Here is a 14,146-nt window from a genome sequence, read left to right as displayed (position 1 = left end):
CCGTGCGATGGCCTCTGTGGTCATCGGTACGACGCGAACCGCCAGTGAGCCCATCTTACGGCAGGTGCTTGATGTGGCACGCTGCCGCGTTATTTCGCGCTGTCAGCGCCGCTGATGATCCGATGCAACGCCCACTCCGCGGCCTCGCGCACGAGCGGTGACTCGGCGCTGAGTGATCGTCGCAACTGCGCGATTGCAGATACGACACCCGAGTTGCCGAGTGCAATCGCCGCGTTTCGCAGAATGGCATCTCGGCCGGTTCGTTGCAGAGGCGTGCCGCGGAATCTCTCGACGAACTGGTCCTCGGAAAGCGTCAGAAGCTCGACGCAGTCCGGCGAACGCAGGTCCGGGCAAGCGACAAATGCCGCGTCGCTGGTTGCCGGAGCGAACCGGTTCCACGGACACACGTCCTGGCAAATGTCGCAGCCGAAAATCCACTGTCCCATCCCGGAACGCAGTTCCGGAGGAATCGGCTTGTCGCGACGTTCGATTGTCAGATAGCTGATGCAGCGATTGGCATCGAGCACACCGGGCTTCGGAAACGCATCGGTCGGGCACGCTTCCAGGCAGCGAGTACACGTGCCGCAAAAGTCGTCGGCGTACGGTTCGTCGGCGGGAAGATCGAGGTCGGTCAGGATTGCTCCGAGAAAGAACCAGCTACCGATGTCGCGGCTGATCAGCATCGTGTTTTTTCCGAACCAGCCGATGCCCGCCAGCCGGGCGAAATCGCGTTCCAGCAGCGGAGCGGTATCAACGACAACGCGAGTGTGTGCGTCCGGTGCGGATTCATGAACGACATTTGCAAGTTGCTTGAGCCGTCGTCGCAGCACCGAGTGATAGTCCTGGGAACCCCACGCGTACCGCGAGACTCGCCCCGTTGCGCCTTCTGTACGACGGGACTCTGATCCCGTCGTCGCCGTGTGTGACGGATTTGACGAGCCCGGAGTCTCGTCGTGCTGTTCCGGTTCGCGGCTGTGGTAGTTCATCGCTGCGACGATCACGCTGCGAGTTCCCGGCATCACACCGGCCGGATGTTCGTACGCGTCACGGCGCCGTTCGATCCAGTCCATGTCGGCTGCGTAACCGTTAGCCAGCCATTCGAGCAGCGGATGAAATCCCGGCGGAGTCACGGCGGCGGCAATGCCGATGCGATCGAAGCCGATGTCGCGGCCGGCACTGCGGATCTGGTCAGCAAGTTCAGCAGTCACGTGGCTGAGTCTCGGTTGGTAGCTCGGGCTCGCCGAGGCCACTGTCGTCTGGCTTGCGAACAGCGAAAGCACGACTTGTGAAACGGGCGTCGCATGACAGCATGTCGAGACCGGGTGAGCCCTGACTACACAGCGCTCGCCAACTGCTGCAGTTGCTGGCGACCGATTTCTGCGATGCGGTCCGCCGGCCAGCGTTCGAGCGGCGAATAATTCGGGTGTTTTGACGCCTTGTACGGGTCGTTGTGTCTTGTGTTATAGCAGCAGATGAATGCCCAGCGAGCGTTTTCGCTCTTGTTCTGATCTGACCGATGCAGCGTGTTGCCGTGGAAGATCACGCCGGCGCCGGGATCAAGTTCCACGTACACCTTTTCCAGTCGTTGTAACGCTGCACCGACACGTTCGGGATCGGCCCCCGTTTGATCGCCGCGCTGCACGTGGTCGACGCGTCCGAATGCGTGCGACCCGCGAACGACCTGCAGGCAGCCGTTTTCCCTTGTCGCTTTGTCGACGGCGATCATGCAGCTTCCCATGTCGGGATACAGACAGCCGTTGTTGTACCAGTAGCCGTAATCCTGATGCCACGTCCACGCTCCTCCGGTGCGGGGCTCCTTCAGAATCATCTTGTGGTGGTAGTGGTAAACTTCGTCACCAAGAAGCTGTTCCATGGCCGTGACCAGCGGTTCGGCTCGCACGATCGCTCCGTAAATGTTGTCGTCGGCAAGTTCGTTGCGGACGACCAGGTCGACGGAACCGCCTTCGCCGTCAGCTCGCCCGGTTCGCGCCGCGGCGAGTTCACGATCCATGCGGGCGACCTGACCGAGCAGATCCGTTTCTTCGGGGGACAGCAACCGGGGCACGATGACGTAGCCGTCTGTGCGAAAACGTTCGGCGGCATCGGCGGGAAGGAACTGGGTCTGCATACTGGTCGTCCGAAGCGAAAGTTGTGAAGTGACAAGGTCACCGCAAATTATTGCGACGAAGGCCCTCACATGTCACGGAACCACCGCCGCGTCCTGGGCTGTCATACGAGGGCGACTTCGGAACGCGAGGACGAAAAGACCACTCCAACTGCACCGCCACCGGCGTGTTCATGTCGCGGCCAGGTACTCGCAAGCTTCACGCACGTCAATGGTGCCTTCATAGATGGCTCGCCCGACAATTGCACCTATCAGCGTCGGGACTTCCGCCGCGATGCGGCTGACCGCTTCGATATCCTTCATGGTTGTGACTCCGCCGGATGCGATCACGGGAAGGCCCATTTCCGCCAGAGTTCTGAGGTCCGACAGAGTATCCGGGTCGATGCCGTTCATCATGCCGTCATTCGCAATGTTCGTGTAGATCACCGCCGCCAGCGGGGCGTCGACGAATTTCGCGGCAAGGTCCATGGCCGACACCTCGGAATCGGTCAGCCATCCGTCGGTTGCGACTCTGGAATTACGGGCGTCCAGTCCGAGAGCCAGCTTTCCGGGAAACTGATGACACACGTCCGCGAACCATTCGGGTTCCCGTAGCGCCCGCGTACCGATGATGACGCGAGACAGGCCGAGGTCATCGATTGCCAGCCGGATGTTGTCTTCGCTGCGGATGCCGCCGCCCATCTGGCAGGGAAGTCCCGTTTCCCGGACGATGCTGCGGACGACATCGTGGTTGACGGGACGCCCGGCTTTGGCTGCGTCCAGGTCCACCAGATGCAGCCATTCGGCTCCCTGTTCCTTCCACTTAACCGCCATCCGGACCGGATCATCGCCGAAAACGGTTTCGTCGTTGTAGTTTCCCTGGCGAAGGCGTACGCACTTGCCGCCGCGGATATCGATGGCCGGATACAGTTGCATGACGGGCTCAGAGGTTCACGAAGTTCTTCAACAATTGCATTCCGGCAGACTGACTTTTTTCCGGATGGAACTGCGCTCCAAACACGTTGTCGCGGGCGACCATGGAAGTAAACGACAGACCATAATCGGTGGTGGTCGCAGTCCACGCGTCGTCAGCCGGTTCGACGTAGTAGCTGTGGACGAAGTAGAACCACGCGTCATCGGGAACATCTTTCAGCAGCGGATTGCCGGTGCCATGCGGCTGCAACTGGTTCCAGCCCATGTGAGGAATCTTCAGTTCCCGCGGCAGGTCAAAACGCTTCACAGCGCCGGGAACAATTCCCAGTCCGCAGTGTTCGCCATCTTCATAGGATACGTCGAACAGCAACTGCAGCCCGAGGCAGACACCCAGCAGCGGTTTGCCTGCCTGTGCATGTTCGCGGACGCAGTCAACAAGGTTCTGTTCCCGAAGCGCCTGAATGGCGTCTCGGAACGCGCCGACACCGGGAAGGATGACCTTTTCAGCCTTTGCAATCTGATCCGGGTCGGAGCTGATATCCGCAGCGTGGCCGACCTTTTCGACGGCTTTCTGAACGCTGCGAAGATTTCCCATGCCGTAGTCAACAATAATGATGGAGTTCATGAGTGCGTGTTATCCGCGAATCGGGTCGGACGTCAAAAGTGGAATTCAAACTCATTCTCGCCGTCCGCGGAGACGCTGACTTCGCGACGATCGTCCGGAACGTTGATTTCCATGCCTTCGCGAGTCGACATTTCAACACGGTGAACGCCGTACGCCGCTCCTTCGTAGATCGTCTTGTACATCATCACAAACTTTCCTTCCGCGTCCGTTCTGCCGATCGAGACACTTGCCGTCGGGGCCGACCCGTCAGGTTGCCGTGTCGGAGCGAACACCACCGTGACTCCTTCCATTGCCTGGCCTCCGATTGTGACGACTCCGCTGACATAAGCCAGATCCGGCAGTCGTTCGCGAAATACCCAGGCGAAGAAGAGGTAGCCCACGAACGTAAGTCCCAGCAGTCCTCCGGCGGCCCGGATGACGAACGACTTCATCGCCTCCTTTTCTTCCAGGGCTCGACGCTGTTCGCGACTCAGCGGCGGAGGTTCGCTGACCTTGCCGCGTTTCTTTTCATAGTTTCTGTTCAGCGTGTCCGCAGCGGAACCGGCTGTTGCGTCAGCAACGACGGTGTCCATTCTCGGTCGAACCGACTTTTCGCGGCGCTGAGATTTCTTTTTCGTCTGTTCGTAGTCACGCATCAGCTCCGCGACGGTCGGCTTTCGTTCTTCGGTGGCGGTTCCACCGGACGCCTTGCCCGACGATTTTCGGGCACTGCCGGCGAGCACATCCATCGGATCGAAGCCGCCACCGTCAGCGGCGGGGGTGATATCGTCGGGAATATCGACATCCGGCGTCAGGTCGACGGGCAGGTCGACCAGATCGGCATCCGGATCGGAATCGTCACCCGGTTCGTCGATTCCCGCCGACACATCTTCATCCGCGAACACATCCTCTTCGGTGAACACATCTTCGTCCGCAGGCACGTCCTCATCCGGCGACAGATCCTCATCTGCCGACAGATCCTCATCTGCCGACAGATCCTTATGCGGCTCATTCGACGGCGCATCTTCAGCCGACGATGAGTCTTCGTGATCCGGCGAGTCATCAAGTTCGATACCGGGCGTCTCATCTTCCCGTGACGGGACTGTGAAGACCGTCTTGCACTTGGGGCACTTGCCTTCGGTTCCCGCCAGTTCGTCCCTGATTTTCAGCACCGATCCACAGTCGCCGCACTTGTAACGGATTGTCATAGGAAACCTCAGACGACGTGACCGCAGGAGGACTCCGCCCGAAAGCGGGCAAACGGAAAGCTGAGTCCAAAGAAAAAGCGCCAGTGCCGGCGGAGACGCCGTCAGCACTGACGCTGAAGATGAACGGTGTCAAACCGTGATTCAGACGTTTCCTTGAACCGGCGTCTCAGAACCAGGTCGCCGCGGGCCGAAACTTTCCGCGGCGATCATTCGACGACTGTTCGACAGCAGCCGGACAGTGCCATCAGAAGTCTGAAACCGGCAGCCCTTCCGCTCGGCTGCCCAGCCGTCGCCACGTGCGCAGGTCGATGTTTTCACTGACGTCACGGGCGGAACCGTCCGCCAGTGCGACCTGAACAACACCGGTATGCGATCCGCCGGGGAAGGAGAAGTTTTCCCGCCGGTTCGGTGCAAACCATGTGGAACACAGCGTTGCCGGTCCGCCCCAGGCCCAGCCGTCGCTGGAGAACTGTTCGCCGCGGCGCTGTTGCGTTCCCGCCAGCTTCAGTTCCGTGAATCGTTCCGCTTCGGCAATCATGATCGTATTCGTCGTACCGTCGGTGACGTCGCTGAGTCTGACGGCACTATTCGGGTAGAACATCCCGATCAGGTCTGATCGCTGATAGATTGCGGGAGCCACGACCGTTGTGTTTTCCTTGGCGACGTTCAGGCTCTGCAACTGCGGCCCCGTCAGATAGTAAGTGCCGATTCGTCCGAAATTCGTGGTATCCTGCCAGAACAGCAGCCCCGAACCCGCACATGCGGCGTAGTCATTGCCGCCCTTGCTGACAACCGGCTGAAAGCCGTTGACCAGCGTCGTCAGTGCGAAGTCCTTGTCGATTCGGAACGACAGCGACGTCTTTCCGGTGGACTCCATATTGGAACGGCGTGTCGGGCAGTAGAAAAACGGCAGGTCAACCTGAGTCGGTGCGTTGCCGACTTCTCCCCACAGAATCGGTTTCTGGGCAATGTCGGTGTTTCCCCAGACGTTGAAGTTTTCTTCCCACAGTTCGTAAACGTTCTTTTGGTCAACATACGGAAGGATGTGATACATCCAGCTTGTGCCGTGCAGTTCCTGGAAGAACACATTCGTCGTTGGTTCTGCGGGATCCGTAATGTTCATCTGCAGATTGTTGAACGGAGTCACCGTAATCTGCCTTCTTGAAATTTGGCCGGGAGGCATCACCTTGTGGACATCGTGGTAGTTGTGAAGTGCCAGAGCCATCTGCTTCAGGTGGTTCAGGCACTGAGTCCGCCGGGCCGTTTCACGAGCCTGCTGGATGGCAGGCAGCAGCAGCGCGATCAAAACGGCAATGATCGCGATTACGACGAGCAGTTCGATCAGCGTAAAGCCTCGTGAACTGCGGGATGCACGACGCATGGCAATCTCCCTTTCAATTCGGTGGGTGATGGAACATCAGCGGGCAAGAGAATACCCGAAACAAGACTTTTTCGCAGCCGCAGTCTCAGGCGTTCTCAGAAGTCTGAGCCGAGGGGCTGCCCCTTATTGTTCATTTTTCAATCCGCAAATCACATTTCTTTTGTCCAAATTCCCGTCAACTGCCAAAAAATGCTGGTTTTCCGGCTCATTTCTTCGCCAGCTTCCGAAGTACCTCCGCGCCGCGCGACAGTGTTTGATCTTCCGCAGCGAAGGACAGGCGGAAGTGGGTGTCACGCTGGCTGAAGACATTTCCGGGAATGATCAGCAGGTTGTTGCGAATCGCCTCCTCCACGAATTGAGTTCCGGTTCCCCAGGGCGTTTTCAGGAACAGATAGAACGCACCCTGCCCGCCCCGGATTTCATAGTCGTCCCGCAGCTCCGCCACCATCAGGTCGCGTTTGCGGCGGTAGTCGTCCAGTTGTTCCGTCAGGTCAAGTTCCCAGGCTGTCAGACCCGCCCACTGCACCGGATGCGGAGCACAGACGAAGGTAAACTGCTGCAGCTTCAGCATTTGCTGGATCACGTGCTGCGGCCCGTGAACGTATCCCAGCCGAAGTCCTGTCATTGAATGAGACTTGCTGAATCCGTCAATGACGATCGTCTGGTCGTTCCATTCTGCCGGGCTGTGAAACGGTCCGTCGAAACAGAACGCTTTGTAGATTTCATCGCTGATGAGTGCGACATCATATTCGGCGGCGATGTTCGCCAGTTCCCTGACTTCTTCCGCCGACGCGACGGCTCCCGTGGGATTGGCCGGGCTGTTGAACAGAATCACCTTCGTGCGATCCGTAATGGCCGCTCGCACGGCGTCCGGGTCAATTCGAAATTCGGGGTATGTCGAAACCTGAACCACGTTGCCGCCAGCCAGCGTGGTCAGATGCTTGTACATGACAAACCACGGATCGAACACGATGACTTCATCGCCCGGGTTCACCAGCGTACACAATGCCAGCATGAGTGCTCCGCTGGTGCCCGATGTGACGAACACCTTTCGATCCGTGTGGCCATAGCGCTGGTCAACATCCGCCTGCAGAACTTCCAGCAGCGGCAGAATTCCCTGAGTCTGGCTGTAGGCGTTCAATCCCTCCTGAACGGCCCGGCACAGTGCGTCCTTGACGGGCTGCGGCGTTTCAAAATGCGGCTGACCGATGCTGAGGTTAATCGGGTCCTTCATCGTCGCCGCCAGGTCGAAGACCTTACGAATTCCGGAAGCATCGATCCTGTGCATCCGGTCGGCAATCCAGCGTTCGCTCACTGTTGGGCTTTCACTCAGGTGACAATGGGAGTCAGTTCCGATCTGCAGCATATCGTCATTCCCGCGCAGGCGGGAACCCGGCGTTAATCCCGCCCCGCCATCCGCATCCCGTCATTCCCGCGCAGACGGGAACCCAGTGCGATCACGGCTGGTTTCCCGCCTGCGCGGGAATGACGAGGTGGTTTCCGCCTGCGCGGGAATGACGGCGTGTTTGCTGCCGACGGCGGGTCCGTTTCACGCCGCCGTCCTGCGTCGCACACCTTTCAGCAGGCGATACTTCACCGCGTTGCCCTGCTTGCCACAGACTTCGATGTGAGACATCTGCCGGAAGCAGTAGGCCGCCTTCTGAGCAAGCCAGCGCGGCATTCCGGAATCCGCTGCCATGTCTGCCGTGGTGAACTCTTCTGGCAGGCGGAAATCCACGTGCTTCCACAGGTCCGCCGCCGTCTTGACGGAAACCGCCTGCTGAACGGCAACCAGGCGGCGTTCCTGCACGCTGAACTTTCGTCGCCAGGACGGCCGTTTCGGAGGAACTCGCACTTCTTCCTGTTCGGTCAGCAGGATATCCAGGCGCAGATTCGGGTGAGGGAACACGGTGCTGAAATGGACCAGATCCAGAAACACGTGTGGCAGCGTCTGATGCGCGGGGCTGACTCGCCGACTGACCACTTGCCCGTTGCGCCGCGCCTTCTTCAGGATGACTTTGTTCAGAGCCAGCGGCTTGGCCACGATGACTTTGTGATCCTGCAGGAGTCTGCGGATCTTGTCCCGGATCGCGCCCAGCGACGCGCATTGAATCTCAATCAGTCGACGTCGCCTGTCGACGGCATCGATGCGGTAGCCGCCGACATCGACTTCGTGCCGAGCCGTGTCTTCAACGTAATGCAGCTTCAGTTGCTGGTGCAGCGATGTGGCCATGGAAGCGTCCGTGTCGGCAGTAAGTTCGCGATTTCCCGACGAATCGTATTCAGATCCCGCGGATCGCCGCCAGATTGATCAGCATTCCGGAGATTCCGGCCAAATTGGATGTCTCGTGTGGTCCGGAACTGCGGTTACTGCATTGATCCTTCCTGCTGCACTCGGGGCGTCCCGGCATCGCAGATCATTCGAAAGGAACGTCATGCCGTCGATTACAGCAATTCCCAACAAGCATCTGCATCACCGTCAGGTCAAATCTCAGAAACTGGCGTATTCCAGCGTTGTGAAGGCCATCACGAAGCACAATAAGTATCCGGGGTACACGCAGCTCATCGCCGCCGCGGGATCAATCTCCAACATGGCGAAGGCGATTTCCGCCGCCGCTGCTGCGGTCCGCGGCATTCCCTTCGTGGGGGCTGTCGTCGCCGCGGTCCTGCAGGCGATTGGCGCAGTCTTCAAGCTGGTGGGAAACACGTTTGTCGCCGCGGCGGGAGTCCTGGTGCTGATCGTGAACGAGCTGACATGAGCGTACCAGCCGCCGCACGCAGGATTTCGTGCCGTAATTACGATCGACGGGATGTCGCTCGAAAGCTTTCCGTCACAAGGCAGACACAGAATGCGATCGCGGACGCCGCGAACACGACGCCGCTCCATGAATTCACCGGGGCCGGCAGTAACAGCCAGCCGCAGAGTCCTGCAATGGCCGCGACCAGCAGCAGGCGATGAATCAGAGTCCGTGGATTTCCCGACGCCGCTGAACGGAGCAGAAAAAGCAGTGCCACGACGCAGGCAGCGGCCCACAGCGTTCCGAAACCGGTTTCGACGGCCTCGCTGCCGCGAACTTCCAGCGTCAGTTCCGGATTTCCCGCAGGCCGCACAAAGTCATGCCGCTGACCGTCTGTCGGGATGGCGAACTGCAGCGACAGCAGCCCCGTGCCGGATCGCTGCAGACTTTCCTGGGCGGCGATGATTCCCGCCAGGCGGTCTGTATCGGCTTTGTCGCCGCGAAGGATCACTATGCCGAGATCGTCTAGCTGATCATTGGTCAGATTACGAATTGTGTGCGATTCAAGACCGAAGGGTGTCGTCAATGATTCCATACTCTGATCGCTTTCGCCGCTCCGCGTATCGCTCAACGGAACCGCTCCGTCGGCTGCCTGAGGCGCCTCTGCCTCGTCCCGGTCCACGCCGTCGCCTAACTGCAGTCGGCCCTCCCAGGCTGGAGAATTCACTTCTTCAAATTCGCGCTGCATGCCGGACTTCTTCTGTTCGATCAACTGCGATCGCTTCCGAATCCCGTCGGCGGATTGAGCTTTGCTTGCGGCTTCTTCCTTCAAGGGCCGACGTCCCAGAGCCATGCCCTTTTCCGCATCTGACGGCACTGCGGGAGCTGCCGTCTGCGGCTGCGATTCTTCGGGAAGTGTGAAGTTGAAGTTGAGTGCTCCACCCGGCTGCTGGCCGCCGCGGGCTTTTCCTTCGAATCCCCGAGTCGAATTATCCATGAAGAATCGATCGTTGTTCGCTCCGTTGAAGAAGTTCTGTTTTGCATCCTGTTCATAAAGGAAGCTGTTGCCGGAAATGACGCCACCGGATGACAACGAACGCCCCGCGTCGATGGCAAAGCCGGAGGCAGAATCAAACTGCAATTCGCCCGGTTCCTCTTGTTGAGCGAAGTACTCGTCAATCTGCTGCAGAGCTCTGGTGCGTTCCGCTTCGACCAGCGCTTCGGTGCCTCGCTGCCGCGAAAGCCGTTCACGCTGCTGGACAAGTTCTGCGTCGCGTCGCGCCTGTTCTTCGGCGCTGACCAGTTTGCCCGACGCTTCGAACAGCGACTTGACGCTTTCCGTGGCCGAATACACCTCCGCGTCGATGAAATCTCCTTCGTCTGCCGGAACGACGTTTGTCCGCCGCGGATCGTCCTCCATGGCCGCCTGCCAGGCTTTCGGCACGTAGACGCTCCAGGTATTGCGACTGACGGTCACGCCGAATTCCGGAAAATCGCGGTATTCCGGAAACGACGGCACCGGAACCTTCAGCGCTCGCTGTCGCCAGGCGTCATCCAGATTCATCGCCGACTGATCCACCAGACCCGCCAGAGCGAACTCAACATCAAACGGCGCCGAGACTGCTCCGGATTGCGGCACGGGAATCAGGTACAGCGTGCTTTCGCCTTCCGCGCGCGTGACGACTCGCGTGGGCTGTCCCTTCACAAGGCAGTACAGAAACCGGCTGTCTTTCGGAATGAACACCGGCAGAAACTGACGCGATTCATTGCGGACCTGAAGATGATGGCGAGACCGCCAACTGGCATCTTCGGCAAGGATTGTGACGTGTTCCGCCAGAGCGATCACGGCTGGCGTCACCTGCTGCGGTTCCGGAAATCTCAGCCTCCACGGCGACTGGGCGCGCCCTGCATTCAGGCGACGAATCGCCACTGACTGCTGCAGAAAGCCTTCCGGAATCTCCGTGCGAATCTGATCGGCGGAGATGTCATCGCCGTCTTCATCCAGGCTGACGGCTTCCATCACGCCGGTCGACTGATTGACGATCACCCAGAAGTGCGACTGATTCGTGATCGTCGTCGACGTATCGGCTTCGCCGTTGGTGACGAACGCCGGCGGCTGAGCTGTCACCTGCCGGTCAGCCGGCAGCGGCAGCGTGCCGACTCCCAGCAGAAAGAAGCTTTCGCTGACGGGCCGCTGCAGGTGAAACGTCAGCCGGACGCGATCGCCGTCAATTGCCGTTTTCTGAAGCTGGCGCAGTTCGGGCACTTTGAAGTCAAACACGTCGGCCAGGCCGGCAGGCAGTTCGAACGAAAGACTGCTGGTGGCGGCTCGCGAAATCTGCCAGTTCAGCGCCAGCGTCAGTTCCAGCGACGTGTCGGTGACGTTGGTGACGGAGACGGATTCGGCCAGCACGGACGCCTTTGCTTCCCGCAGATTCAGCGACACAGTGGAAGGATCTGTCGACTGCGACGTGAATGAGATGTCCGGGCTGTCCGATTGCAGTTGCAGGATGCGGGAATCGACCTGACCGGGGCCGACGGTGCTCCAGCCGTCCGCTGTGAATCCGGCGATTTCCGTGGCGGCATCCAGCCAGACGCTCAGCTTCGATTCCGCTGACGTGGCCGCCGGAATTCGCGGCGCGAACAGCGCCGGCTGAAACGGGTCCGCCGCGCGATCGGTCTGGCCCTGGATCACGACGTTGACCGGTCCTGTGCGAGCGGCGGAGAACTGCACGCTGATCGTCTTCGTTGTGGCGGCAGCGTCGTCCGGATCGGTGACGTACCAGTCGGCCAGATCGTTGGCGTTGACTTCCAGAGCCAGGTAGCTTCGCGGCACGACAAGATCGAGCCGCCGCCGGGGTGCTCCCGAAATCGTGGCGGCAATGTGGCTGGTCCAGAGCTGCCGCTGAGCTTCCAGTTGAACGCCGTGCAGCCCTGTGATTTCCAGCTTGTCGGCTTCGCGGGAAACTCGCACCGACACGCTGACCGGGTGCCGCGTATACCGCCACGCCAGGACTCGCCTTGGCGAACCTTCGATCCCGTTCGGCAACACGGCTTCTAAGGGATTGATCTGGCTGACTCCCGACAGCGATTCCGTGCGAATCTGCAGTTCCGACCCCGCCAGCACGCAGACGTTGCCGGTATCGCGCGATGCGTCGGTGACAACCGGAACCGGGACGGCGACCGTCGTTCGGTCAGTGGAAAACACCTGTCGAGAAAACAGTTGCACGTCCACCGCCGTTGTGCCATCGATTGGCTGCTTGAACAGCAGCTTCAGTGACGGTGAATCCGCTGACTCATCGAGACTCCATCCGGCAAGTTCGCTACCCGCGACCTGCTGCACCGAATAGCCCGCCGGCAGCCTCACACCCAGTTCCGCGACCTGTCCCTGCCGAACGTTGACGGCGACGGTTGCCTGAACCGTCAGGCCTTCGTCGTCGATCGTCAGGGCTGAATGGACCACGGAATGAAAAACGGCGTCGGCCGATGTTTTCGAAGTTTCGGGCTGCCACTGAATGCGAAGATTTCCGCCCGGAGATACCGGCACGACGATCGAGCGGCCGTCGCGGCGAAACGTGTTCGTGCGTCCGTTGACGGTCACGGCCAGTTGCGTCGCGGCCCGAGAGGACGAGGCTTCCGCCGAGCCGCTTCCACCATCGGGGTCAGTCGGCTCAGAGGCAGCACCGCTTTCCCCGGAGGCGTCACCAGAATCGGGAAGCTGAAACGTCAGCGTTCCGGCCGGCACAGCGACCAGCGGAATCTGCAGACGCCCGACCGATTCCTCCACGACGGCTGGAACCTCAAACAAAACGTCCAGAACATGCAGCCCGGAACCGGCAATTCGAACAGAATACGCCGCAGCGACGATGGGCGGTGCCGGTGGCAAAGTGTTTGCCTGTTGCTGTTCCGGGACTTCGAACTGATTGGGTGGCCCAATCGGCAACTGCTCCGCGCTGGTCGCTTCACCCTGGCCCAGCGGAGCTTCGGGAATTCCGGGCTGCGGGATGCGTCCGTCGATAGGCTGCAGAATCGCATTGTCTCCATCCAGTTTCGCCGAACGAACGGCCACCGCTCCCAGCGGCAACGCGACATTCACCGGAACGTCGTTGAAGCTGCGGATGACAAATCGAGCCCGGAAGCTCTGCGACCACGACGCGGCATTGATCTGACGCAGTTCCTCACTGTTGTAAATCGCCGCCGTGACACTCGCTTCGTGAGCCGTCGCAGGTCCCTGAAGCTGCCCGGGATTCGCCAGCCGATACAGCTTCAGAAATTCGTCGCGGGACACATAGACGCGATCAGCGGACAAAGCCGGTTCGCCTTCGGGATACGGGCGCACGACGTCCGGACCGACTTGAGCGAAGAGTCCTGAGCCCGGCGAGTTGCTGATCGCAGCGAGCAGCATCGCGACCGTGAATGCAGTTGTTCGAAATGTGAAGGCCATTTTCTTATCCACGTAGGTTCTGATCGGCGTTTCTGTTGCCCACTTCGTTTCCTGTTGCTGTTGTCTCGCCTGCCGTCCGTTAAGGCGAGCGGCAGATGAGTCGTTACCTGCCCGCGAGCCGCACGGCGCTAGCTGCGGTTATGCCCGCAGTGAACCGAGGCTAGCGCCCCGCGGCTGGCGGGGTAGATTCGCATCTGCCACACGCCTGAGACGCCATCACGTTGCTTCCATGTGCCGGTTTTCCCTGTTTTCAAATTTGTGTCGCAGTGATTCCGTCCACGAGCGGCAGCAATGCATCGTTGCGCAGACCAGCCACAAGCCAATGGCGACGACTGTTCCGATGACGACGCCGTCGGCGACGGCCTGCCATTGATTGGGCAACAGCGGAACTGCGGCGATGGCTGCCAGCCCGAATACCGTGACGACCGACAGTCGCGAAAGCCACGAGCTTCCCGCCAGCCATCGGCACAGCAGCACGACAAGAAAGGCAGTCAGAAGCCTCAGAGCCATCAACTGGTGGCGGTTCTGAATCACGACATCAAGCTGCCCGGCTCCGTTGGTCGTTCCGACGGACCGGAAGCCGGTGGACCGATAGTCGTCCGGAGTCTGCAGGTCGACTCGCACGGACAGGCGAGCGGAGCCGGATTTTCTCTGCGGCACTTCCGAAACCTCACCGCCGAGCTGGCCGAACAAGGCTTGTTGCCCCGATGGGTCGGACGCGAAGGGAGGCGCAG

11 protein-coding genes are annotated in these 14,146 nt (G+C 60.1%); 1 reads left to right on the top strand and 10 read right to left on the bottom strand.

All coding sequences use genetic code 11. From position 1 onward, the window contains the following. Positions 1-89 precede the first annotated feature (89 nt). The 8 genes from queG to R3C19_02320 form a co-directional block, all read right to left on the bottom strand. A complete protein-coding gene (queG, locus tag R3C19_02355; protein ID MEZ6059182.1) occupies positions 90-1,208 on the bottom strand; it encodes a tRNA epoxyqueuosine(34) reductase QueG in 1,119 nt (372 codons plus the stop codon). Between the two features lie 125 nt (positions 1,209-1,333). Further along, a complete protein-coding gene (locus R3C19_02350) occupies positions 1,334-2,128 on the bottom strand; it encodes a phytanoyl-CoA dioxygenase family protein (protein MEZ6059181.1) in 795 nt (264 codons plus the stop codon). A 168-nt stretch (positions 2,129-2,296) separates the two neighbouring features. Then, positions 2,297-3,040 carry a 1-(5-phosphoribosyl)-5-[(5-phosphoribosylamino)methylideneamino]imidazole-4-carboxamide isomerase gene (gene hisA, locus R3C19_02345; GenBank protein MEZ6059180.1) on the bottom strand — a complete coding sequence of 248 codons (744 nt, stop codon included), beginning with the start codon at positions 3,038-3,040 and terminating at the stop codon, positions 2,297-2,299. A 7-nt stretch (positions 3,041-3,047) separates the two neighbouring features. Further along, complete coding sequence (gene hisH, locus R3C19_02340; protein MEZ6059179.1) at positions 3,048-3,662, bottom strand: imidazole glycerol phosphate synthase subunit HisH; 615 nt, start codon at positions 3,660-3,662, stop codon at positions 3,048-3,050. 32 nt (positions 3,663-3,694) lie between these two features. Continuing rightward, entirely contained in the window at positions 3,695-4,849 is a 1,155-nt protein-coding gene (locus R3C19_02335; GenBank protein MEZ6059178.1) for a hypothetical protein, read from the bottom strand. Between the two features lie 244 nt (positions 4,850-5,093). Beyond that, a complete protein-coding gene (locus R3C19_02330) occupies positions 5,094-6,230 on the bottom strand; it encodes a DUF1559 domain-containing protein (protein MEZ6059177.1) in 1,137 nt (378 codons plus the stop codon). Between the two features lie 205 nt (positions 6,231-6,435). Then, positions 6,436-7,545 (bottom strand): aminotransferase class I/II-fold pyridoxal phosphate-dependent enzyme, encoded by a 1,110-nt coding sequence (locus tag R3C19_02325; protein ID MEZ6059176.1) that lies wholly within the window; start codon positions 7,543-7,545, stop codon positions 6,436-6,438. 234 nt (positions 7,546-7,779) lie between these two features. Then, a complete protein-coding gene (locus R3C19_02320; GenBank protein MEZ6059175.1) occupies positions 7,780-8,463 on the bottom strand; it encodes a hypothetical protein in 684 nt (227 codons plus the stop codon). 202 nt (positions 8,464-8,665) lie between these two features. On the opposite strand from R3C19_02320, the gene R3C19_02315 reads away from it, so the two are divergent. Next, complete coding sequence (locus R3C19_02315) at positions 8,666-8,989, top strand: hypothetical protein (protein ID MEZ6059174.1); 324 nt, start codon at positions 8,666-8,668, stop codon at positions 8,987-8,989. 37 nt (positions 8,990-9,026) lie between these two features. Here the strand turns inward: R3C19_02315 and R3C19_02310 are convergent, their stop codons facing one another. Next, the gene (locus R3C19_02310; protein ID MEZ6059173.1) at positions 9,027-13,412 is read right to left on the bottom strand and encodes a hypothetical protein; all 4,386 of its coding nucleotides are present in this window, start codon (positions 13,410-13,412) and stop codon (positions 9,027-9,029) included. A 216-nt stretch (positions 13,413-13,628) separates the two neighbouring features. Next, positions 13,629-14,105 (bottom strand): hypothetical protein, encoded by a 477-nt coding sequence (locus R3C19_02305; GenBank protein ID MEZ6059172.1) that lies wholly within the window; start codon positions 14,103-14,105, stop codon positions 13,629-13,631. Between the last annotated feature and the right edge of the window lie 41 nt (positions 14,106-14,146).

Source organism: Planctomycetaceae bacterium, from assembly GCA_041398785.1.
GTDB lineage: Bacteria > Planctomycetota > Planctomycetia > Planctomycetales > Planctomycetaceae > JAWKUA01.
Note: the sequence above shows the minus strand (reverse complement) of the source record. Positions and strands in the feature narration are given on the sequence as shown.